Origin of the sequence: Corallococcus sp. NCSPR001, assembly GCF_017309135.1 — a bacterium.
Classification (GTDB): Bacteria; Myxococcota; Myxococcia; order Myxococcales; family Myxococcaceae; genus Corallococcus.
Map to the genome: position 1 here is coordinate 714402 of NZ_JAFIMS010000002.1, position 19996 is coordinate 734397.

At 70.7% G+C, this 19996-nt stretch carries 19 protein-coding genes and 1 tRNA gene; 13 read left to right on the forward strand and 7 right to left on the reverse strand.

All coding sequences use genetic code 11. The features are described 5' to 3' along the window. Nucleotides 1–24: 24 nt before the first annotated feature. The 3 genes from JYJ93_RS04925 to JYJ93_RS04935 form a co-directional block, all read right to left on the reverse strand. Nucleotides 25–801, reverse strand: coding sequence for an energy transducer TonB (locus tag JYJ93_RS04925; protein WP_206786911.1), 777 nt, complete (start codon nucleotides 799–801; stop codon nucleotides 25–27). An 82-nt stretch (nucleotides 802–883) separates the two neighbouring features. After that, entirely contained in the window at nucleotides 884–2107 is a 1224-nt protein-coding gene (locus tag JYJ93_RS04930) for a glycosyltransferase family 87 protein (RefSeq protein ID WP_269012871.1), read from the reverse strand. Nucleotides 2108–2149: 42 nt separating this feature from the next. Continuing rightward, nucleotides 2150–3541, reverse strand: coding sequence for an NAD(P)/FAD-dependent oxidoreductase (locus JYJ93_RS04935; RefSeq protein WP_206786912.1), 1392 nt, complete (start codon nucleotides 3539–3541; stop codon nucleotides 2150–2152). A 404-nt stretch (nucleotides 3542–3945) separates the two neighbouring features. Here JYJ93_RS04935 and JYJ93_RS04940 point away from each other — a divergent pair, with 404 nt between their 5' ends. From JYJ93_RS04940 to JYJ93_RS04960, 5 genes are all read left to right on the forward strand, one after another. Continuing rightward, a complete protein-coding gene (locus tag JYJ93_RS04940) occupies nucleotides 3946–4344 on the forward strand; it encodes a ribosome-binding factor A (RefSeq protein ID WP_206786914.1) in 399 nt (132 codons plus the stop codon). Then, nucleotides 4341–5498 carry an RtcB family protein gene (locus tag JYJ93_RS04945; protein WP_206786915.1) on the forward strand — a complete coding sequence of 386 codons (1158 nt, stop codon included), beginning with the start codon at nucleotides 4341–4343 and terminating at the stop codon, nucleotides 5496–5498. Before JYJ93_RS04940 ends, JYJ93_RS04945 begins: the two co-directional genes overlap by 4 nt. A gap of 159 nt (nucleotides 5499–5657) precedes the next feature. Then, nucleotides 5658–5731: transfer RNA gene (locus JYJ93_RS04950), tRNA-Gln, on the forward strand. Nucleotides 5732–5788: 57 nt separating this feature from the next. Further along, nucleotides 5789–6319 carry a non-proteolytic archaemetzincin-like protein gene (locus JYJ93_RS04955; RefSeq protein ID WP_206786916.1) on the forward strand — a complete coding sequence of 177 codons (531 nt, stop codon included), beginning with the start codon at nucleotides 5789–5791 and terminating at the stop codon, nucleotides 6317–6319. Nucleotides 6320–6460: 141 nt separating this feature from the next. Next, nucleotides 6461–7417, forward strand: a complete 957-nt coding sequence (locus JYJ93_RS04960; protein WP_330166762.1) for a hypothetical protein — start codon at nucleotides 6461–6463, stop codon at nucleotides 7415–7417. Nucleotides 7418–7527: 110 nt separating this feature from the next. Here JYJ93_RS04960 and JYJ93_RS04965 read toward each other — a convergent pair whose 3' ends face one another. Then, nucleotides 7528–8040: a DUF3592 domain-containing protein gene (locus JYJ93_RS04965; RefSeq protein WP_206786918.1), complete on the reverse strand. Its 513-nt coding sequence runs from the start codon at nucleotides 8038–8040 to the stop codon at nucleotides 7528–7530. A 7-nt stretch (nucleotides 8041–8047) separates the two neighbouring features. After that, complete coding sequence (locus JYJ93_RS04970; protein ID WP_206786919.1) at nucleotides 8048–8506, reverse strand: DUF3592 domain-containing protein; 459 nt, start codon at nucleotides 8504–8506, stop codon at nucleotides 8048–8050. 121 nt (nucleotides 8507–8627) lie between these two features. Between JYJ93_RS04970 and JYJ93_RS04975 the strand changes: the two genes are divergently transcribed. Then, nucleotides 8628–9149, forward strand: a complete 522-nt coding sequence (locus tag JYJ93_RS04975) for an ankyrin repeat domain-containing protein (protein WP_242543673.1) — start codon at nucleotides 8628–8630, stop codon at nucleotides 9147–9149. 87 nt (nucleotides 9150–9236) lie between these two features. On the opposite strand, the gene JYJ93_RS04980 is transcribed toward JYJ93_RS04975, so the two are convergent. Next, entirely contained in the window at nucleotides 9237–11447 is a 2211-nt protein-coding gene (locus JYJ93_RS04980; RefSeq protein ID WP_206786920.1) for a (Fe-S)-binding protein, read from the reverse strand. A 453-nt stretch (nucleotides 11448–11900) separates the two neighbouring features. On the opposite strand from JYJ93_RS04980, the gene JYJ93_RS04985 reads away from it, so the two are divergent. The 6 genes from JYJ93_RS04985 to JYJ93_RS05010 all read left to right on the forward strand — a co-directional run bounded on the left by JYJ93_RS04985 (nucleotide 11901) and on the right by JYJ93_RS05010 (nucleotide 18692). Continuing rightward, complete coding sequence (locus JYJ93_RS04985; protein WP_206786921.1) at nucleotides 11901–12062, forward strand: hypothetical protein; 162 nt, start codon at nucleotides 11901–11903, stop codon at nucleotides 12060–12062. A 487-nt stretch (nucleotides 12063–12549) separates the two neighbouring features. Beyond that, complete coding sequence (locus tag JYJ93_RS04990) at nucleotides 12550–13896, forward strand: VWA domain-containing protein (protein WP_206786922.1); 1347 nt, start codon at nucleotides 12550–12552, stop codon at nucleotides 13894–13896. A gap of 165 nt (nucleotides 13897–14061) precedes the next feature. Next, a complete protein-coding gene (locus tag JYJ93_RS04995) occupies nucleotides 14062–16386 on the forward strand; it encodes a thioredoxin family protein (protein WP_206786924.1) in 2325 nt (774 codons plus the stop codon). Between the two features lie 64 nt (nucleotides 16387–16450). Continuing rightward, the gene (locus JYJ93_RS05000; RefSeq protein ID WP_206786926.1) at nucleotides 16451–17038 is read left to right on the forward strand and encodes a redoxin domain-containing protein; all 588 of its coding nucleotides are present in this window, start codon (nucleotides 16451–16453) and stop codon (nucleotides 17036–17038) included. A 104-nt stretch (nucleotides 17039–17142) separates the two neighbouring features. After that, nucleotides 17143–17724: a hypothetical protein gene (locus JYJ93_RS05005; RefSeq protein WP_206786928.1), complete on the forward strand. Its 582-nt coding sequence runs from the start codon at nucleotides 17143–17145 to the stop codon at nucleotides 17722–17724. Next, on the forward strand, nucleotides 17721–18692 hold the full coding sequence (locus tag JYJ93_RS05010; RefSeq protein ID WP_206786930.1) for a nucleotidyl transferase AbiEii/AbiGii toxin family protein: 972 nt from the start codon (nucleotides 17721–17723) through the stop codon (nucleotides 18690–18692). Before JYJ93_RS05005 ends, JYJ93_RS05010 begins: the two co-directional genes overlap by 4 nt. Here JYJ93_RS05010 and JYJ93_RS05015 read toward each other — a convergent pair. Then, a complete protein-coding gene (locus tag JYJ93_RS05015) occupies nucleotides 18668–19636 on the reverse strand; it encodes an oxygenase MpaB family protein (RefSeq protein ID WP_206786932.1) in 969 nt (322 codons plus the stop codon). The genes JYJ93_RS05010 and JYJ93_RS05015 overlap by 25 nt on opposite strands. Nucleotides 19637–19757: 121 nt before the next feature. On the opposite strand from JYJ93_RS05015, the gene JYJ93_RS05020 reads away from it, so the two are divergent. Next, complete coding sequence (locus tag JYJ93_RS05020) at nucleotides 19758–19994, forward strand: hypothetical protein (RefSeq protein WP_206786933.1); 237 nt, start codon at nucleotides 19758–19760, stop codon at nucleotides 19992–19994. Nucleotides 19995–19996 lie beyond the last annotated feature (2 nt).

Sequence of the window (19996 nt, forward strand, 5' to 3'; positions counted from 1 at the left end):
GCTCTCCGAAGGGGGAGGAAGGCGTCAGGACTTGAGGCGGAACGGGACCTTGAAGATGCGGAAGACGGCGGTGGGCTGACCCGACACGACGGCGGGCTTGAAGCGCCACGTGCGAACGGCGGCCAGCGCGGCGCTGGCGAAGGGCTCATCGCCGCGCATCACCTTGAGGCCGGTGACGCGGCCGTCGACCTCGACGACGCCCTTGAGGATGACCAGGCCCTCGAGCCCCTTGGAGCGGGCGTCGGAGGGGTACTCGGGGATGAGGTTCGCGGCCAGCGGCTCCGGCGGCGTCCCCGTCTCCGGGAGGTTGATGGGCTGCGCGCGGCCACCACCAATGGCCATGCCCTCGCCGCTGCCGGTGCCACCCACCACACCGCCAGGGACGAGCGTGCCCGTTCCACCCACGGCCATGGGCGCCGCGGCGACCACTTCCTTCTCAGCCTCGGGCGGCTTGTCGAGCGGCACCGCGTCCGGGGCCTTCAGCGGCGCGGGAGCGACGGTGGGCACCGCCGCGGGCGGAGGCGCGGCCTTGGCGACAGGCGGCGCGGCGCGCGGAGGCGGCTTCGCGACGGGAGGAGGCGGCAGGGGCGGCGGCTTCACCTCCACGACGGGAGGCGGCGGAGGCGGAGGGGGACGGAAGACGACGTCCACCTTCTTCTCCTTGATGACTTCCTTCACCGTGTTGGCCGCGGTCATCGCCGCCACGGCGATGAGTCCGAAGACGGCGACCGACGCGGTGGTGGAGAGCGCGAACCGCCGGGCGGCGGGGGCGCTGGAGGCGCTGTCGAACGTTTCGAACATGACGGGGACGCATATAGCGACACCGTGTGTCACGAAGGTTCAGGCTCCGTGACACTTTGCCCCCGGCGATGTCTCGATTGGGTCACGAACCGCGAGCGTTCAAAAATCCGCGCGGCAGGTGGGTCACGGTCTTGTCGGAGAGCACCGCCGTGGGCGTCCCATGGCGCCGCGTCTGCCACAACAGCGCGATCAGCAGGGCGGCGTACGCCACCGCGAACGGCCGGAAGAGCAACACGCGCCGGGCCGGGTCCGCGCCCAACACCGCGTCGGACAGGGCCATGCCGATGAGGGCCACGCCGGCCACGCACGCCTGCCCCAGCCGCGAGCGCCCCTCCAGCGCCGCGCGGATCACCGGCCAGGCGAGCAGGTAGTTCGCGCGCCACGCCAACGGTGACAGAAGCGTGACGCCCAGGCAGCAGAACGCGAGCAACTCCACCGGACCGGGCCGCGCCCACACGAGCGCGCCGATGAACAGCCCCAGCGCCACGACCTGCGCCAGCGTCATCGCGCCCGCGGGAGGGATGGACTCCGGAGGCAGCACCAGCGACAGCAGCAGCGTGGGCAGGCCCTGAGGGTTGTGGCCCAGCGCCCACGGCGGCGTGGTGCGCGCCAGGGTCTCCGTCCAGTCACGCAGCTGTGACAGCGTGCCCGCCCACCCGTAGCGGCCCAGCGTGGGCAGCACCAGCAGGACGCCGAAGAGGGCGGTGGTCCCCGCCACCCGCCAGTGCCGGCGCGCCAGGAAGAACAACCCCAGGAGCGCGGCCGGAGGCTTGAGCAAGCACGCCACGGCGAAGGCCGCGCCGGGGCCCCACGTCCGGCCCCGCTCCGCGCCCACGGCCGCGAGCACCCCCAGCCACAGCAGCACGAGGTCCACCTGGCCGTAGAAGATTTCGAAGGAGAACGCGGGCAGCAGCGCGGCGGTGGCGAGCACCGGCGCCCAGGGCCACGGCGTCGCCTCTGCGTTCCTGGGGGCCGCGCGGCGCGTGAGCACGGACACGGCGCCGAGCGCGAGCACGGAGCCCAGGTTCCACAGCGCTACGGCCACGCGCGGCGGCACGGCGGTGAAGGGGAGGAACAGGGGCGCGGTGACGGGCGCGTACTTGAACGGCATGGTGCCGTCCTCGGCGCGGTAGAGGTCCGTGCCCTCGCGGAAGCGCTCGGCGGCGGTGAGGTAGACGCGGAAGTCCGCGCCGCGCCGGGGATGCTGTCCCACCGCCACGGCCGCCACGGCGAGCACCAGGAGCAGCGCCCACTCCACCTTCAGGGATGCGCGGTGGCGGGCGGGCTCATTCACGGACGGGGACACGGTGGGGCGCGCACCATTCCACGCGGGGGCGCCCCGCCGCAATCACAGGCCGTAGGCTTCCAGGAGCCGCAGCCACACCTCGCTCACGGTGGGGTACGACGGCACCGCGTGCCAGAGCGTGTCCAGCGGCACCTCGCCCGCGACGGCGATGGTGGCCGCGTGGATCATCTCGCCCACGCCTGGACCGGTGAACGTGGCGCCCACGATGACCCGACGCTGCTCGTCCACCACCAGCTTGGCCGTGCCCTTGAGGTCCTTGCCCATGACGGACGCGCCCGCCACGTTGCCCAGCTCGTACTCCACGGTCTTCACCGGCACGCCCGCCTTGCGCGCCTTCTCCTCGGTGAGGCCCACGCTGCCCACCTGCGGGTGCGTGAAGATGACCTGCGGCGTGGCCTTCGCGTCCGCCCACGCCTTCGCGGGCTTGCCCAGAATGACGTCGCCCAAGAGCCGCGCCTGGTACTTGCCCATGTGCGTGAGCAGGTTGCGCCCGTTCGCGTCGCCGCACGCGTACAGCCAGCCGCCGTCCACGCCCGTGGCGCGGAGCTGATCATCCACCTCGATGGACGCGCCGGGCTTGAGCCCCACCGTGTCCAGGCCCAGGTCGTCCGTGCGAGCGGTGCGGCCCATGGCGACGAGCAGCGCGTCCGCGCGCAGCGTGTCCCCGCCGGTCAGCGTGATGGTGTACTCGCCCTTTTCGCCGGAGCGCTGCACCTTGGTGGCCTGCGTCTCCAGCAGCACGCGCACGCCGGAGTCGCGCAGCGCCTCGGCCACCTGCTCGCTCACGAAGGGTTCGAAGCGCTTGAGCACGCGCGGCCCGCGCTGCACCAGCGTCACCTCCGAGCCCAGCTCGCGCCACGCCTGCGCCAGCTCCACCGCCTCCACGCCGCCGCCCAGCACCACCAGCCGGCCCGGCACGGCCTTGGCGCCGGTGCCCTCGCGGTTGTCCCACGGCTTGGAGTCCTTGAGGCCCGGGATGTCCGGCAGGCGCGGCTTGCTGCCCGTGGCGATGACGACGGCCTGCTTCACGTCCAGCTCGCGCACCTTGCCGTCCTTGCCCGTGACGGCCACCTTGCGCGGGCCGGTGAGCCGGCCGTGGCCGCGCATGACGGTGAGCTTCGCGCCCTCCGCCCACTTCACCTGGGACTTGTCGTCGTAGCCGGACACCATCTGGTCGCGGTGCTTGAGCACGGCGTCCGCCTTGAGCGGGCCCTGGATGAGCTCGCGCACGCCGGGCGTGTGCTTCGCGAGCCACAGCGTCTCGCTGGGATGCAGCAGCGCCTTGCTGGGCATGCAGGCCCAGTAGGAGCACTCGCCGCCCAGGAGCTCCTGCTCCACCAGCGCGACCTTCAAACCCCCCGCCGCCGCGCGCGCGCCCGCGTTCTCGCCCGCGGGACCCGCCCCAATCACCACCACGTCGAAAGTCTCGGCCATGACGCCTCCTGGCCCCTGCTTGCCCGGTGACGGCCGTCCCGCCAATCCGACTGTCGCCGCGCGTCGGATGGTGGATGGAACGGCTGGTCACCAGAGGACAGCACCGCCCTTTGTCAGGACCTGGAAGGCCCCCGCGTCCGTGGACGGTCCGCGCATCGGCTCGCGCGGCGGGAGGTGTGCCATGGGACGTGTCGCCAAGGTGGTCTCGGTCCGCTCCGCGGGGTCGCGCTTCTAGCGTCACCGGCGGCGTCCAGCGCCCGTCCGAAGGCCGCGCCCAGGTGAGCGCCGCCTTTGGTCGTGGAGGACGCCATTGCCGTGAGGTCCAGACGGCGTGTCCGCGCGGAGCCGTTCGCGTGCACACCCGGCCGTGCTCCGGCACGGCTTGCAGGAATCCGTCTTCATTCATGTCCTCTTCCAGGCATCGCCGTCCCCGCGCGTCCCTCCGGCGCTCGGGCTCCTCGCTGTTCCATTCCGAAGCCCCGTCCGCGCGTCACCTGCGCGTCCAGTCCACCCTCTCCGAGGACGTCTCGCTGCTCTTCCGCGGCGAGCTGTCCGACCCCAGGCTCGAAGACCTCACGCTGACGTCCTGCGAGCTGTCCCCCGAAGGCCGCACCGTGCGCATCGGCTACTCGCTGCCGCACGACGCGGACCCCGCCGCCGTGAAGGAGGCCCTCGTCAGAGCAGAGGGCTTCCTGCGCTCGCGGCTCGCGCAGCACCTGAACCTCAAGCGCACCCCGCACCTGCGCTTCGTCCTCGTGGGCACTGCCCCACGCACGGACGCCGAGGAAGGCGGTGACGCATGATGCCCCGCGTCCTCGAGGTCCCACCGGGCGCGGTGCCCCTCCTTGCCTGGGCACGCACGGTCCCCCCGGCGGCCTTGAAGCAGCTCCAGCTCCTCGCCGCGCAGCCCTGGGTGACGGAGCACGTGGCGGTGATGCCGGACGTGCACCTCGCGTCGGGCGTGGCGGTGGGCACCATCTTCGCCACGGAAGCGCACGTCGTCCCCGGCGCGCTGGGCAACGACCTGGGCTGCGGCGTGAGCGCGCACCGCTTCGCCTTCCCCGCCGCGTCACTCTCGCGCGCGGACCTGGAGCGGCTGTTGTCCCAGCTCGCCCGGGTCATCCCGGTGGGAGACGCGGTGCACCGGGGACGGGGCCTGCCCCTGCCACCGGGGCTCGAAGCGCCACCGCTGTCCACCCAGAAGCTCGCGCATGCCTGGGAGCGGCTGGCGCCGCGTCACCTGGGCACGCTCGGCGGGGGCAACCACTTCCTGGAGCTGGACCGCGACGGGGCAGGGGACCTGTGGCTGCTCATCCACTCCGGCTCGCGGGGCGTAGGGGGCGCCGTGGGGGAACACCACCAGCGCGTGGCCCGGGCGCTCGGGCAGGGCACGCCGCCCGCGCTCGACACCGGCACCGAAGCGGGCCGGGCCTGCGTGAACGACCTGGACCTGGCGTGCCGCTTCGCCCGCGCGAACCGGGACCAGCTCGCCGCCCGGGCCCTGGCGGTGCTGGCGGATGTGCTGGGCGTGGCCCCGGACCCGGGGATCACCGTGGACGTGCACCACAACCATGTCGCCTCAGAGCCGCACTTCGGCCGCACGCTCTGGGTCCACCGCAAGGGCGCGGTGGGGCTGGAGGCCGGAGCCCGGGGGCTCATCCCCGGCTCCATGGGCACGGCCTCCTACGTCGTCGAAGGCCAGGGGGAGCCCCGCGCCTTCCGCTCCTGCTCGCACGGGGCGGGCCGCGTGCTCACCCGCACGGAGGCCCGCGCCCGTATCCGCCCGGACGCCCTGGTCCACGCCCTGCGCCGCGTGGTGTTCGACCCGGGCCGGACGCACGCCCTGGTGGAGGAGGCCCCCGCCGCCTACCGGGACCTCACCGAGGTGCTGGAGGACGAGGCGGACCTCGTGACGCCCCGCGTTCGGCTCACGCCCCTGGCCGTCCTGAAGGGCTGAGGGCCTGGAAGGGGAGGGGGGCGCCTGTCGGGTGGATGACAGCCCGCCCGGGTGATCCACCCCCCGCACTCCACGGACGGAGGGGGTCAGCGTCAGAGTGGGTTCCCGCGCCCGTCAAAGTGCCGTAGTATCGGCCCACGAGTACGCGTGCGAACCTGCTGGGGCGTCGTCTAATGGCAGGACGTCAGACTTTGACTCTGATTATCAAGGTTCGAATCCTTGCGCCCCAGCCACTCCGCTCCGGGGGGACGCGGTAACGTCGTCCGTCCGGAAGCAAAGGCGGTGGGCTGATGCCGCAGAAGACGCTCCTGCTGGTCACCGTGGGCAGTCCACCGTCCGCGCTCGTGAACGCCCTGCAGGAACCGCTGGCGACCCATCTGGGCGTCAGCGCGGTCGTGAGCCGGATGGCGCTGTCGTCCCCGGCCTACGCCTTCAACAAGGACCGGAGCCAGTACCACTGCAACGCCATCATGCGCCGGCTGGGCACGGTGCTGGATGAGTCGCCGCAGGAGCTGGTGATGGGCGTGACGGACGCGGACCTCTTCGAACCGGACTCGCCCTTCGTCTTCGGGCAGGCGGACCGGGAGTCCAAGGTCGCGGTGATGAGCCTGTTCCGGCTGCGCCAGGGCGCGGAGGGCGAGACGCTGCGCCGCCGCGTGCAGGTGGAGGCGGTGCACCAGGCGGGGCACCTCATCGGCCTGTCGTACTGCGAGGACTCACGCTGCGTGATGTTCTTCCCGCAGTTCCCGCAGGACATCGACCGCAAGTCGCTGGGCCCCTGCAACGTCTGCCGCAACGAGCTGAACCGCCTCAACCGCTGAAAATCGCGTGCGCGCTCCCGGACACGGGCGCGCGTGAATGCCCGCGTGTGCGTTGACGTCCTGTCCGGCGCGCCCTGTAGTGTTCGGGCGGCAAGCGCGTGTGACAGGGCCGGCACGGCGGGAGACACAGCGATGATGGGCATGCGGCGATGGCTCGGCGGAGTGGTGGCGGTGGGGTTGTTGGGGGCGTGCGAGCCCACGGACTTTGGCGGCGGCGGCGGCACCGCGGGTGACGTCCTCTTCGACCGGGGCTTCGCCTTCGTGCGCGGCGACCGGAACATCTACGTGGTGGACGACGACGGCGACCCCAACAGCCCGCAGCGGCTGACGACGGCGGGCGGCGCGTACACGCCGGCCATCTCCAAGAACGGCAACAGCATCGTCTTCGTGCAGCGCTCCGGCAGCACGTACTCCCTGCAGACGGTGCCCACCACGGGCGGGGCGGTGGCCACGCTGCTGAGCACCAACGACGCGGCCTGCGGCGGTTGCACCAACTTCCGCGGCCCCAGCTTCAGCCCGGATGGGCGCACCATCGTGTTCGCGTTCGACCGGGGCTCGGGGTCGCAAAGCTCGCTGGGCCGCATCGCGGCGGATGGCAGCGGCTTCGTGGACCTGACGCCCGGCACGACCATCGCCTACGGCGCGCCGTCCTTCTTCCCCAGCGGGAACACGGTGGTGGCGCCCGCGGGCACCAATTCTTTCCAGTTCGACCAGCTCGCGTTCGTGCCGGTGGGCGGCGGCAGCCCCAGCTACGTGCGGCTGGGCAACGAGGTGCTGGCCATCGCGAACCGCGCGGTGATTTCGCCGGACGGGCGGCAGATTGCCCTGGACGGGCGGCTGTCCTCCGGAAGCACGCGCATCTTCGTGGGCAACGTGACGGCCTCGGGCCTCGGCGGCGCCCTGCGGCGGCTGACGGACTACACCGCGAGCACCGTGCAGGAGAGCTTCCCCAGTTGGACGAGCAGCACGGAGCTGGGCTTCCTCTTCAACGACTCCGGCGGTGACCCCAGCATCTACCGCGCGCCGGTGTCCTCCACGGCCAGCTCCGTGACGCTCGCGGTGCCCGCCGCGAACGAGCCCTTCTACGGGCCCAACTAGTCCGCGCCCTGCCGGAGGCCCTTCACCGCGATGAGCACGAGGGGGACGTCTTCTCCTGATGGAGGCTGAACGAAACCCCTCGCGGCCTCCCGGGTCATCGTTCGTCCGGTTCAGTACCCGATGCCCCGCTTCGTGCGCGGAGGCGGCTCGTCGTAGTTCCGCAGCCTGCCGGAGGGCGTGGGCCCGCGCGGCGCCGGGGCCTTCTTCGCCGGCGCGTTCATCATTACGATGATGGTCAGGGACGTGAAGACCACCGCGGCGAGCGCCAGGCTCAGGACGGCGAGCAGCCCGACCTCCGTGCCCACGCGCTGGTGCCGGTGGGGGTTGTCCGGCAGGTAGCGGACTTCAATCTGCTCGCCCTCGACCGTGCCCTGGGACAGGAACCCGCGGGACTGCTTGAACTCACCGTGGACCCGCGAACCGTCCGGCAGGGGGAAGACGTACTCGATGATGCGGTACCTCGTGTTCAGCCAGTTCGTGCGGGTGCCGACCACCTCGGCCCAGGCGTGAGCTCCCTTCTCCTCCAGCTCCACGGTGAGCTGATACTGGCGCCACAGCTGCACCATCATCACGAGGGGCGCTCCAATGAGGAGCACCAGGATCACGATCGCGTCAAAGGGCATGGCCGCCTCAGGATGACGGGGGAGGGGACTCAGGAGCAACCGGCGCCGCCTTCGCCAGCAGCGCCACCCCTCCGATGAGGGTGATGGACACCAGCACGACGCTGAGAAAGAGCGCGAGCCCCAGCGACGTCACCCCATGCCCCTCAGGGAAGCTGCGGCGCGGGTCGCTCTGGCCATATTGCACCTGGATGCGGTCCCCGGGGCGCAGCCGCTTCCACAGCTCCGCGGAGACGTTCCGCTGGTGCTGCCGGCGCTCACCGCCCTGGGGCGTGAAGGCGTAGACGAGGACGTAGTCACTGTCGTCCGGGGCCGCGAGGAACTCCTTCTTCACCACCGTGCCCTCCGCGTGCAGCCCCTCGCGCAGGATGCCCATGTCCCGCCGGTACGACCCCCAGGTCAGCACCAGCATGGACGCGCCCAGCACCACGAACGTCGCACCCAGGACCCGCGCCGCGAAGAGAGCCACGCCGTGCCTCCTGCCCGCCCTCTAAGCGGGCGCCCGGCGACGCGAAACGGCAATGCCCTGCATTCTTCGCCGTAGAGCCAGCGCGTGGGCCCCTCCCTGGCGTCGCGTTCGCTGAAACGCCATGCTCCCGCGCGTCCTGCCGGAGGTACGCACCGTGTCCCTGTTCGATGCCGTCGCCGCGGGTGACCGCGCCGCCCTGAGCGCCCAGTTGGACGCGGGCGCGGACCCCAACCCCTTCGACGAGGAGGGCCGCACGCCGCTGATGGTGGCCGCGCGCGCGGGCCAGGAGGACCTGGTGCGCTTGCTCCTGGAGGCCGGCGCGGACCCCTCGCTGCCGGACGCCGTGGGCGAGACGCCGTTCGTCGCCGCCGCCGCCTACGGCCACCTCCCGGTCTGCGCGCTCCTGTTCCCGCACGCCACCTCGGACGAGAAGGACATGGCGCGCACGCTGCTCAAGAACCAGGGCATCGAGGAGATCCCCGCCCGCCCCTCGCGCCCCTCCGAGGTCCCGCCCGGCGGCTTCCGCCGCAAGCTCGCCTCCGCGGGCGCCTACGTCGCGGGCAAGCTGGGCGACGACGGCGCCACGAAGCGCCTGGAGCGCGTGCTGCGCTCGGAGGGCCACACGCCCAAGGGCCGCAAGTAGGCTTCCGAAGCCCGGAAAGGCGAAGGGCCCGGCCGCTCCCACTCGGGGAGCCACCGGGCCCTCGTCACATCAGGAGCTGGGACTGCGTTACTCCGGCTTGGCGCTCACCACGGGGCTCGGCGCCACCGTGCCGCCCTTGTTGCTGACCTCCATGGAGTCGGCGACCAGCTCGGTGATGTCCTTGACCTGGATCTGCTCACGGCCGGTGTCGTTCTTCGCGTCGTTGAGCATCGTGGAGCAGAACGGGCAGGCCACCGCGACGATGCCCTTGCCGCCCGGCTCCTTGTAGTCACCCACCATGCCCGGCTTCTTCTTGTCCGCGGCGTCGGGGTAGGGCGTGTTCGGGTCCTCCGCGTGCTTGAGCGTGAGGGCCACCTCGTTGATGCGGTTGTGGTTGATGCGCGTGCCGATGTGCTCCTCCATCCACATCCGGCCGCCACCGGCGCCGCAGCAGAAGCCTTCACGCTTGCTGCGCTGCATCTCCACCACTTCCAGGCCCGGGATGGCGTTGAGCACTTCGCGGGGCGCGTCGTACACGCCGTTGTGCCGGCCCAGGTAGCAGGGGTCGTGGTAGGTCAGCTTCGTTCCGGCGTTCATCACCGAGGACAGCTTGATGCGCTTGTCCTTGAGCAGCTCGTTGATGAGCTGCGTGTGGTTGATGACGCGGTACTCGCCGCCGAACTCCGGGTACTCGTTCTTGATGGTGTTGAAGCAGTGCGGGCACTGCGTGATGACCGCCTTCACGCCCATCGCGTTCCAGGACTCGACGTTCGTCTTGGCCAGCGTCTGGTACAGGTACTCGTTGCCCATGCGGCGCGCGGAGTCGCCGTTGCACATCTCCTGCTTGGACAGCGTCGCGAAGGACACGCCCGCTTCGCGCATGATTTTGACCAGCGCGCGGCTGACCTTCTTCTGCTTGTCGTCGTAGCTGCCCGCGCAGCCCACGAAGAACAGGTACTCGTACTCGCCGCCGTCGCCCCAGGTGGGCAGCGCCAGGTCCTCCGCCCACTCGTCGCGCCGGTCCTGGCCGATGCCCCAGGGGTTGCCCTGGCGCTCCATGCCCTCGAACACGCGCTGGATCTCCGGCGGGAACTCCGCCTTCACCTGCACCTGGTAGCGGCGCATGTCGATGAGGCGCGGGACGTTCTCGATGAACACCGGGCAGGCCTGCTCACACCAGCCGCAGCTCGTGCACGCCCACACCGTCTCCGCCTTCAGCGCGCTGCCGATGATTTCCGGCAGGGGCTCCTTCACGCCGTGGGGGCCGTAGCCCTCCTCCACCCAGCGCTCGTTGTCCCAGAGCCAGTGCTTCAGGTCCTGGTTGACGGCCTTGTGCGTGAGCGGCTTGCCCGTGATGTACGTGGGACAGTGCGTCTGGCACCGGCCGCACTCCGTACAGGAGTACAGGTCCATGCCGTTCTTCCAGGTGAGGTCCTTCACCGTGGCGGCGCCGAACTCCTCCTTCTCCAGGTTGGGCGTGGGCAGCTTGCCGGTGGAGTGCGTGCGCTGGAAGAAGACGTTGGGCAGGCCCGTGATGATGTGGAAGTGCTTGCCCAGCGGCAGGAAGTTCAGGAACGCCAGGATGATGGTCAGGTGGATGAAGAAGCCGCCCACGCCCAGCACGTGCGCCGCCGTGGCGCCCAGGGGCATCATCGCCAGGCCCATCAGGCTGGTGACGGGCTCCCACCAGACCATCGCGGCCGGCGCCGCTGGCACCTGCGTGGCGCCCATGGGCACCTGCTGCGCGGCGGCGTGCGCGGCCACCATGTGGCTGCCACCGAACATGAACTCGGTGATCATCAGGCCCGCGATGAAGCCCAGGATGAGGTAGGCCTCCCAGGACTGGGACATGCGGTCCGGCTTCACCTTCCAGCGCGTCCACACGAAGTACGCCACGCCCGCGAGCGCCAGCGCCGCGACGATGTCCTTCACCAGCAGGTAGACCTTGTAGAGGCCCAGGAGCGGCGGCGCGGCGTCCCACGCCGGGTGCGACAGGTCGGTGAGCACGTCCAGCGCGGTGGACGAGAAGCCCATCACGAACAGCATGATGGTGCGCACCGCCAGCACCATGAACGCCGCGTAGATGAAGATGTGGAACAGGCCCGGCGTGAACTCCTCCGGATCCACCATGCGTTTCTGGCCCAACCCGAAGCGCACCAGCTGCGCCACGCGGTAGGGGATGTGGTCCAGCCGGTTCTCCTTCTTCATCGCGAGCAGCACGCCCACGCGGCCGGACATCGTGATGACGAAGATCGAGATTGCGCCTGCCAACAGCAGGCCGGTGATGATGGGGTTCATGGAACCTCGGGACCCTCTGGGGCCGCACGGCGGCAACGCCGGTTGCTGCGACGCGGCAATTCGGGAGTGATTGTCAACCCTAGCAGGGGTGATTCGCGAATCAAGCGCTCTGCGGAGGCCATGTCCCGCAGCGTTCCCTTCATCGCTTCCAGGCCGCCCTCCAGGGTGGCGCCCACCCACCCTCCGTCCCGGACCCGTCGTGCGCGAAATCCCCGCGCCTGGCGTGCTGGAAGGCAGGCGGCCGGGCGTGGTCCCGCGGACGCTCCCGGAACTTTGCTGTCCCGAGGGCTTTACAAAATCGGGGCTGGCTCCCAACATGTTCGTAAATCGGTCAAGAAGCGCTTGTAAAGGGACCCGCATGGGGCGGGCCCGGTGACCGACGCAGGGCGTCCAAGGGGACGCGAGCCGTCATGAGGCCGTACACCCCGTGAATGGAGCGCCGAGGAGCCGGACATGAGCCACGACGAGAGCACGTACCTGGACGAGGGGTTGGACGACCTGGAGCTGTCCGCGACGGGTGAAAATGGCCGTTCGGTTCCGCTGGACCCCACGGATGACCGGCGCTGGGGCCACCTGGATGAAGAGGCCTGGGGCGGCTGGCACGTGGCGGAGTGACGCCCTGCCCCCGCGGCCCGTGGCCTGCGCGGGGGCCTCCGTTGTCGAACCTGTCGGACAGTCGGACAGGTTGGGGAGCTGACACTCCTGGACGCTGATGCAGTGCGCTGGACAACCGTGACGCTCCCCGCCCAAGGCCGGGTCGAGCTCACCAGAGCGGTCCCCGGAAATGCCCGGTGCCGGACCCTCCAGAAGTAAATCCGTAAAACGCCGGACGAACCTGCCGAAATCCGTGTGTTTGTAGGTGACGCAAGGCGTCCCGAGGCGCGCCGGACGGGATGATCGCCAGTGCCGGTCGGGCCTGGGACACCTGGGGCCGGTCGGGCCGGACACGTTGCTTTCACGACCGGAAACCCGACATCCTCCAGGAACAGCGACAGGACTTCGGGCGGACGCGGGCCCGTGCAGGGGCGTCCGGGGCCAGGGGGTCGTCGCGACGGCAATCGCGAAGAGCAGGATGGGGCCCACCCACCATGCGGGAGTGCGGATGAAGCAGACGGCCTGGGCAGTGGAGCGCGACGCGGAGGGCGGCCGCGAAGTGCTGCTGCTGGTGACCCTGGAGGCCGAAGCGGAGACGCCTCGGGCCCCGGTGGCGGTGAACCTGGTCATCGACCGCAGCGCGTCCATGCGGGGCGCGCCGCTGGCGGCGGCGGTGGAGGCGGCGCGCGCGCTGGTGGAGCGGGCGGGCCCCAAGGACTACGTGGGCCTGCTCACCTTCGACGCGGACGCGGAGCAGGTGCTGCCCGTGCGCGCGATGGAGCCGGGCGCGAAGGCAGCGTTCCTGAAGGCGCTCTCCCGCCTGGACTCCGGTGAAGGCACCGCGCTGCATGAGGCCGTGGAGAACGGCGCGGAGGCCGTGCGGCGCGTGCTGGTGCCGGGCGCCCGGCCGCAGCTGCTCATGCTCACGGACGGCGAGCCCTCCGTGGGGCCCACCGCGCTGGGCGAGTTCAAGGTGCTGGGCCAGCGGGTGCACGACTCCGGCGTGGCGCTGCACGCGCTGGGGCTGGGCAAGCACTACCTGCCGGAGATCCTGGAGGCCCTCACCGGCCCGTCCGGCACGGGCTTCACGCACGTGGACGACGCGGAGGGCCTGCCGCTGGCGGTGGGCGCGCTGGGCGCGGAGCTGTTCGGCGAGGTGGTGTCGGACGCGCGCGTGTACGTGCTGCCCACGGGCTTCGCGGACCTGCGCTGCCGTCACCGCTACCCGTCGCGCGTGGAGGGCGACGCGATGAGCGCCGCGCTGGGCGCGGTGTCGCACGCGTTCCCGCGCCGCGTCCTCTTCGCGGGCGTGCTGGAGAAGGGCGACTGGAACCTCACCGTCACCGCTTCGTACACGGAGCACGGCGACACCCGGCGGCTGTCCGTGCCGGTGACGCGCCTGCTGCCGGACAGCGACGAGGGCCGCTTCGTGCGCGCGGTGTCCGCGGAGCTGGAGCTCGTGTCGCACGAGGCCGCCGCCTGGAAGGCGCTCTCCCGCCGTCAGCAGGACGCGGCCGAGCGGGCGCTCGAGGGCGCGGACAAGGGGCTCTACAAGCTGGCCCGCCTGGGCTCCGCGGAGGTCCCCGCGCAGCGGCACGTGGACCGCCTGGCGGACCTGCGCCGGGCGGTGGAGCGCCGGGCGGCCCAGCCGTCCGCCCTGGGGGTGCGCCGGGCCCAGTCGGAGGTGTCGCGCATCACCATGAGCCGCATCGGGCCGGCGCTTCCGGCCGCGGTGAACGTGGGGCCGCCTCCAAGGCCGGCCCTGCCCGCTCCGGCGAACGGCGGCGCGCCTCCGGGTGGAACGCTGGATGGCGCGGCGCTGCTGCCCTGGAAGACGGGTAACACCGAGCCGTAACCGGCCGGAGTCCTTGAACGTAGGGGAAAGGCACGGGGGCCGGGATGGCCCCTGACGCCGGGCGTGCGGGCATGCGGAATGCCCGGCTGCCCGGAAGGTTGAGTGCACCCTGTGGGGACGCATCCCAGGTAGCACGGCGTTTCCAGGTGGATTAACGGGAGTCGCATGACGCATCCGTGGAGCAAGAGGTCTGGAAGCCGGCTCGGTGGGCTGGGCGTGGTGGGCGCGCTGCTGTTGGCGACGTGGGCCCAGGCCGCGCTGCCGCCCACCGCCGTGGGCAGCACCGCGCCAGACGAGGGCGACCCGCGCCTGGAGGGCGCGCTGCTCCTGGACGCCACGCAGGTGAAGGCGGGCGGCGACTTCCGCGTGGGCGTGCGCCTCAAGATGGACCCGGAGTGGCACGTCTACTGGAAGAACCCGGGCGACTCCGGCCTGGCCACGGACGTGTCGTGGGACATCCCGGGCGTCACGGTGGGGGACCTGCGCTGGCCCTTCCCCAGCACGTTCCGCACGCCGGACGGCTTCATCACCACGCACGGCTACCACGACGAGGTGCTGCTGTTCGCGCCCGCGCACGTGTCCAAGGACGCCACGGGCACGCTGAACGTGGCGGCGGCGGTGGACGCGCTCGCGTGCAAGGTGCACTGCATCCCCGCGCAGCTGGTGCTGACGCGCACGGTGCCGGTGGGGCCGGAGACGGTGTTGGATCCGGAGTTCGCGCCGCGGTTCGACGCCGCGCAGGCCCAGGTGCCGTCGCCGGTGGGAGCGCAGGGCGCGCCGCGCGTGGCCCTGGCGCTGGATGGCACGACGCTGACGGCGGGCCAGCCGTTCACCGGCAAGCTCACGGTGACGGCGGCGGACGGCAAGCCGCTCGCGGGCGACGTGGAGGGTGACTTCTTCGTGCCCGGCCGCATCCTGGGCGTGGACAGCGTGAAGCTGAAGCAGACGGCGCCGGGGACGTTCGCGCTGGAGGGCCAGGCGTCGACGGTGGTGCCCAAGGGCGAGCCCCGGCTCACGGGCGCGCTGCGCCTGGGCACGAAGGCCACGGGCTTCACGGCGGTGGACGTGGACACGGCGCTCGCGCCGATGGTGGCCGCGGCTGGCGCGTCCGCGGGCCCGGCGCCCCTGAAGGTCCCGTCGGTGAAGGACGCGATGGGCAAGGTGAAGCCCGCGGTCGCGGCGGCGCCGGTGGCGGCGGGCGAGTCCCCGCTGGGGCTGGGCGCCGCGCTGCTGTTCGCGTTCCTGGGCGGCGCGCTGCTCAACCTGATGCCGTGCGTGTTCCCGGTGCTGGCGCTCAAGGCGTATGGCTTCACGCGGATGGTGCAGGAGGAGAAGGGCAAGGTCGCGCCGCACGCGGCGGCGTACGCGGGCGGCATCCTGGCGACGATGCTGCTGCTCGCGGGCGCGGTGCTGGCGGTGCGCGCGGGCGGGGCCAGCGTGGGCTGGGGCTTCCAGTTCCAGGAGCCGCTGTTCGTCGCGGGCGTGAGCGCGGTGCTGGTGGCGTTCGCGCTCAACCTCTTCGGCGTCTACACGCTGGGCGCGGACGGCACGGCGCTGGCGGGCAAGGTGGACCAGAGCCACGGCCTGATGCGCAGCGCGGGCGAGGGTGTGCTCGCGGTGGTGCTGGCGACGCCGTGCTCGGCGCCGCTGTTGGGCACGGCGGTGGGCTTCGCGTTCGCGGCGGGCCCGGCCACGGTGGTGGCGGTGTTCGTGGCGCTGGGCCTGGGCCTGGCGCTGCCCTTCTGCCTGCTGGTGCTGGTGCCGGGGCTGGCGAAGCGGCTGCCCAAGCCGGGCATGTGGATGGAGCGCGGCAAGCAGTTCCTGGGCTTCGCGCTGTTGGGCACGACGGTGTGGCTGGTGTGGGTGATGGGCGGGCTCGCTGGCGTGGACGGCATGGCGCGGCTGCTCGCGTTCCTCATCGCGGTGGGCCTGGTCACGTGGCTGTATGGCCAGTCGCAGGGCCTGGAGGGCGGGCGCCGGGGCGTGACGGTGGCGCTGGCGGTGCTCGTGCTGGTGGGCGCGGGCGCGGTGGCGCTGCGCTTCGAGGAGGCTCAGGCGTCACTGGAGACGCGCGGCGCGGCGGTGGCGGCGCACGGTGGCGCGCAGGCGTGGGACGAGGCGGCGGTGACGGCGGCGCTGGCGGCGGGGCAGCCGGTGTTCGTGGACTTCACGGCGGACTGGTGCCTCACGTGCAAGTTCAACGAGCGCACCGTGCTGTCGCGCGATGACGTGCGGCAGGCGTTCCTGAAGCACAACGTGGCGTTCTTCGTGGCGGACTGGACGCGGCGGGACGCGCGCATCACCACGAAGCTGGCGGAGCATGGCCGCGCGGGTGTGCCCATGTACCTGGTGTTGAGCCCGGGCGCGCCGGACAAGCCGGAGGTGCTCAACGAGCTGCTCACCGCGGACAGCGTCATCACGGCGGTGCAGCGCGCGGCGGAGTGTGGGTCACCGTTGAAGGGTGGCTCGGTGGTGTGTGCCCGGCCTTGAGCCGGGAGTGAAGTGGCGGTCGGGCTGTTCGTTGCGCGGCGTTCAACTCATTGGAGGTTCCGTCATGAAGCAGGTCTTCAAGGCTCTGGCTCTCACCGCGGCTTTCGTGTCCGCGCCCGTCTTCGCCGCTGACACCGCGGAGGTGGGCAAGCCCGCTCCGGCGTTCACGCTGAAGGACGAGGCGGGCAAGGCCCACTCGCTGTCCGAGTACAAGGGCAAGGTGGTGGTGCTCGAGTGGACCAACCCGGAGTGCCCGTTCGTGAAGCGGCACTACGAGGCCAAGACGATGCAGAACACGCAGAAGGGCTTCGACGCGAAGAAGGTGGTGTGGCTGGCGGTGGACTCGTCCTCCACGCACAACGCGAAGAGCGCCGCGGACTGGAAGAAGAAGGAGGGCTTCAGCCAGCCGGTGCTGCTGGACACGGACGGCACGGTGGGCAAGAGCTACGCGGCGAAGACGACGCCGCACATGTACGTCATCGACGGTGAGGGCGTGGTCCGCTACGCGGGCGCCATCGACAACGACCCGCGTGGCAAGGAAGCCACCAAGGTGAACTACGTGCAGACGGCGGTGGACGCGCTCCTCAACGGCAAGCAGGTCCCGACCGCGACCTCCGAGCCGTACGGCTGCTCCGTGAAGTACAAGAGCTGAGCCGCTGTGACGTCATGAGGTCCGAAGGCCCGTGTCTCTGAGAAGGGATGCGGGCTTTTTCGCGGTTGACGTTGTCCTTTTTCTTCGGGAAATTTCGTACCACCATGCCCGCCGCCGTCCATCCCGTGCTGGAGCCGGGCCGCGTCTACCGGACGAAGGAGCTGGCCACGTGGGGCGCGAATGCACCCCGGCTGGCCCGGCGATTGGTGGGCGAGGGCGTGCTGATACCCCTGGCGCATGGGCTCTATGCCTGTCCCAAGCGGGGACGCTTCGGCGTGGTGGCTCCGTCCGATGAAGCCATCATGAAGGCGTTCCTGGAGGGCAGTCCGTTCGTCTTCACCGGGCCGGAGCGATGGAATGCGCTCGGGTTGGGGTCCACGGCGGTCTTCGCTTCGGCGCTCGTCTACAACACGAAGCGCTCGGGTCGCTTCGAGTTGGGGGGAAGGGCCTTTGAGCTGCGGCGGGTCGCCTTCCCTCAACCCCCGACGCCGGAGTGGTTCGTGGTGGATCTCTTCGAGAACGCCGGGAGTGCAGGCGTCGCACCCGCTCAGTTGGCGCGCGCATTGATGCGCGCACTGAAGCGAGGCGCGTTCGATGCCCGGCGGCTCGGAGAGATGTCTGACCGGTTTGGTAGGCAGAGCACGCGTGAGTGGATCCACGAAGCGATCCTCTCTGCCTCTGCATGACCTTCATCCACGACGACCCCGAATTCGATCAACTGCTGCGAATCGTCGCCGACAAACGGCGGCTCTCTCTTGGACTCACCGAGAAGGACTACTGGGTCACCCATACGCTGTGGGCCCTGCATGACGTGGGCTTCGAGGTCTGGTTCAAGGGCGGCACGTCGCTCTCGAAGGGCTTCTCGCTCATCCAGCGGTTCTCGGAAGACCTGGACCTCAAGCTGGAGGCAGGAGCGGTCGAGCTTCCCCGGGTGACGGACTGGCTCCGCACCGGCGCGGGAGCAACGAAGGCTCGCCGCGCGTTCTTCGAGGCCCTGGCCGAGCGCATCCAGGTTCCCGGAGCGAGGACGGAGCTGGATGTCGACGGAGCGGATCGGTACTGGCGCTCCGCCAGCGTGCGCATCCTGTATCCGGCGCAGCACCTGGGCGGCATGGTGGGAATCCTGCGTCCCTTCGTCCTCCTGGAAGTTGGCAATGCGCGGGTGACGCCCTTTGTCCGGCGCGACATGGCGTCATTCGTCCATGATGAGCTTGAGGCCCAGCGCCAACTGGCGGACTTCAGGGAAAACCGCCCCAGGGCCGTGCGGTGCGTTCATCCCATGGTCACGCTGTTGGAGAAGGTGGATGCCATCCAGCGCCGGCTCAAGAAGGAGCCGCTGGAGCCCGCTACCTTCGTGCGTCACTACGAGGACGCGGCACGCATCATCGCCGCCGAGGATGCGCTACCTCCTCTTGCCGACTACCCGGATGTCCGTGCGCTGGCGGAGGAGATGATCCGGCAGAAGCAGATTTCAGCGCCTCCTGCTGGTGACCTGCGGCACTTCCTCCCAGGCGGCGAAGGCACCGAGGCCATCCAGGATGCCTTCGAGGCGATTGCCCCGATGTTCTGGGGGCCACGTCAGACGCTGGATGAGTCCGTGGCGGCCCTCTGTGCCTGGCTCACCCGTTTTCATTCCGCGTCGCGGTGGGCGTAGTCCGGGCCCAGGCCTTCGATGCGGTAGGTGTTGCCGGGGTAGGTGCGGTTGAGCGTCGTGTCCAGGGTGGATGGATAGCGCTCCAGCGAGACGTGGCGTTTGACGCGCTTGCGCAGCTTGAGGGCGCCCTTCACCAGGCCTCCCACCCAGGCGGGTGGGGAGTCGAACTGGATGGCGGGGAGCAGGCGCGGCGGCACCAGGCTGAGGCTGATGGGGGCCACCAGCGGACGCAGCGGACGCGGCACCCAGCCGGCGAGGATGTCCACGGTGGACTGGGCGACGCGGTGGCTGGCCTCGTTGGGGACGAACTCTCGCGCTTCGTAGTCGCGGATGAAGGCGTCGTAGGCGGGCTTGTCCTCGGGGATGTCCTTCAGGCCCATGCGGCGGCCGATTTCGCACCAGTAATGGAACCAGGCCTCCTGCTCGTGCTGGGTGAAGGGACGCCAGCCGTAGTCCTTCATCCACTGGATGGGGAAGTCGATGAAGGTCCACAGCACGAAGAGGAAGTCCTCGTTCGGGATGCGGAAGAAGGAATGGATGTGGTTCATCTGCTCCAGCGAGCGGCGCCCATCCGCGCCATCCCAGCCGCACTCCATGAACCGCGCGATGAGCAGCCGCGTGTCGTCGTAGCGCTTCTGGCCTCGCTTGTTGAACTCACCCGTGCGGTCCAACAGGCGTGAGACGGAGCGGCTGCCGTAGGTGTGGAAGAGGGCAATCTCCGTGGACCGCACGATGTCGAAGGGGAACTCGTAGTTGGTCAGCAGGTGCACGATGCGCTGGCAGTCACGCCGTGCATCCAGGGAGGCGATCTCCCGGCTCACTTCGGGCAGACGCGCTCGCCAGAACGGCTTCCGGTAGACGGGGCCGGGGACTCGAGCGGCGGAGGCCTTTCCCGCGCCGCTGAAGGGACAGCTGGAGGGGACAGCGTCGGCCGGGTGGGTCATGGCGAGGCGGCTCCGAGAGGCAATGCGATTGGCCATGCTAGCCCGCCAGTGGCCTTGTCGGGGGATGGGACGCGCCGGACCTTGTCCTGGAGGGCAGGACATCCAGACAGGAGACGCGACCATGGCCAGCAACAAGGGGCCGCCGGTGAAGGGGCCCGAGCGCACGGATACCCACAGCGCGGAGGAACTGGAGCGTGAAGCCAGGCACCAGCGCCCGGGCACCGAACGGGGCGACGTGACGGACGAGGACGTGGGCGAGGACCGCATCCTCCAGAAAGGCATTGGCGGCTACGGCGCGGAGAAGGGCACGGAGCCCGCGAGGGAAGCGCCACCGCTCAGTGACGACGGCGAACGGTAGCG

What these genes read in the sequence shown, in the direction of transcription:
- JYJ93_RS04925 (WP_206786911.1), bottom strand. Translation starts at nt 801, where the DNA reads ATGTTCGAAACGTTCGACAGCGCCTCCAGCGCCCCCGCCGCCCGGCGG.
- JYJ93_RS04935 (WP_206786912.1), bottom strand. Translation starts at nt 3,541, where the DNA reads ATGGCCGAGACTTTCGACGTGGTGGTGATTGGGGCGGGTCCCGCGGGC.
- JYJ93_RS04940 (WP_206786914.1), top strand. Translation starts at nt 3,946, where the DNA reads ATGTCCTCTTCCAGGCATCGCCGTCCCCGCGCGTCCCTCCGGCGCTCG.
- JYJ93_RS04945 (WP_206786915.1), top strand. Translation starts at nt 4,341, where the DNA reads ATGATGCCCCGCGTCCTCGAGGTCCCACCGGGCGCGGTGCCCCTCCTT.
- JYJ93_RS04955 (WP_206786916.1), top strand. Translation starts at nt 5,789, where the DNA reads ATGCCGCAGAAGACGCTCCTGCTGGTCACCGTGGGCAGTCCACCGTCC.
- JYJ93_RS04960 (WP_330166762.1), top strand. Translation starts at nt 6,461, where the DNA reads ATGCGGCGATGGCTCGGCGGAGTGGTGGCGGTGGGGTTGTTGGGGGCG.
- JYJ93_RS04965 (WP_206786918.1), bottom strand. Translation starts at nt 8,040, where the DNA reads ATGCCCTTTGACGCGATCGTGATCCTGGTGCTCCTCATTGGAGCGCCC.
- JYJ93_RS04975 (WP_242543673.1), top strand. Translation starts at nt 8,628, where the DNA reads ATGCTCCCGCGCGTCCTGCCGGAGGTACGCACCGTGTCCCTGTTCGAT.
- JYJ93_RS04980 (WP_206786920.1), bottom strand. Translation starts at nt 11,447, where the DNA reads ATGAACCCCATCATCACCGGCCTGCTGTTGGCAGGCGCAATCTCGATC.
- JYJ93_RS04985 (WP_206786921.1), top strand. Translation starts at nt 11,901, where the DNA reads ATGAGCCACGACGAGAGCACGTACCTGGACGAGGGGTTGGACGACCTG.
- JYJ93_RS04990 (WP_206786922.1), top strand. Translation starts at nt 12,550, where the DNA reads ATGAAGCAGACGGCCTGGGCAGTGGAGCGCGACGCGGAGGGCGGCCGC.
- JYJ93_RS04995 (WP_206786924.1), top strand. Translation starts at nt 14,062, where the DNA reads ATGACGCATCCGTGGAGCAAGAGGTCTGGAAGCCGGCTCGGTGGGCTG.
- JYJ93_RS05000 (WP_206786926.1), top strand. Translation starts at nt 16,451, where the DNA reads ATGAAGCAGGTCTTCAAGGCTCTGGCTCTCACCGCGGCTTTCGTGTCC.
- JYJ93_RS05005 (WP_206786928.1), top strand. Translation starts at nt 17,143, where the DNA reads ATGCCCGCCGCCGTCCATCCCGTGCTGGAGCCGGGCCGCGTCTACCGG.
- JYJ93_RS05010 (WP_206786930.1), top strand. Translation starts at nt 17,721, where the DNA reads ATGACCTTCATCCACGACGACCCCGAATTCGATCAACTGCTGCGAATC.
- JYJ93_RS05015 (WP_206786932.1), bottom strand. Translation starts at nt 19,636, where the DNA reads ATGACCCACCCGGCCGACGCTGTCCCCTCCAGCTGTCCCTTCAGCGGC.
- JYJ93_RS05020 (WP_206786933.1), top strand. Translation starts at nt 19,758, where the DNA reads ATGGCCAGCAACAAGGGGCCGCCGGTGAAGGGGCCCGAGCGCACGGAT.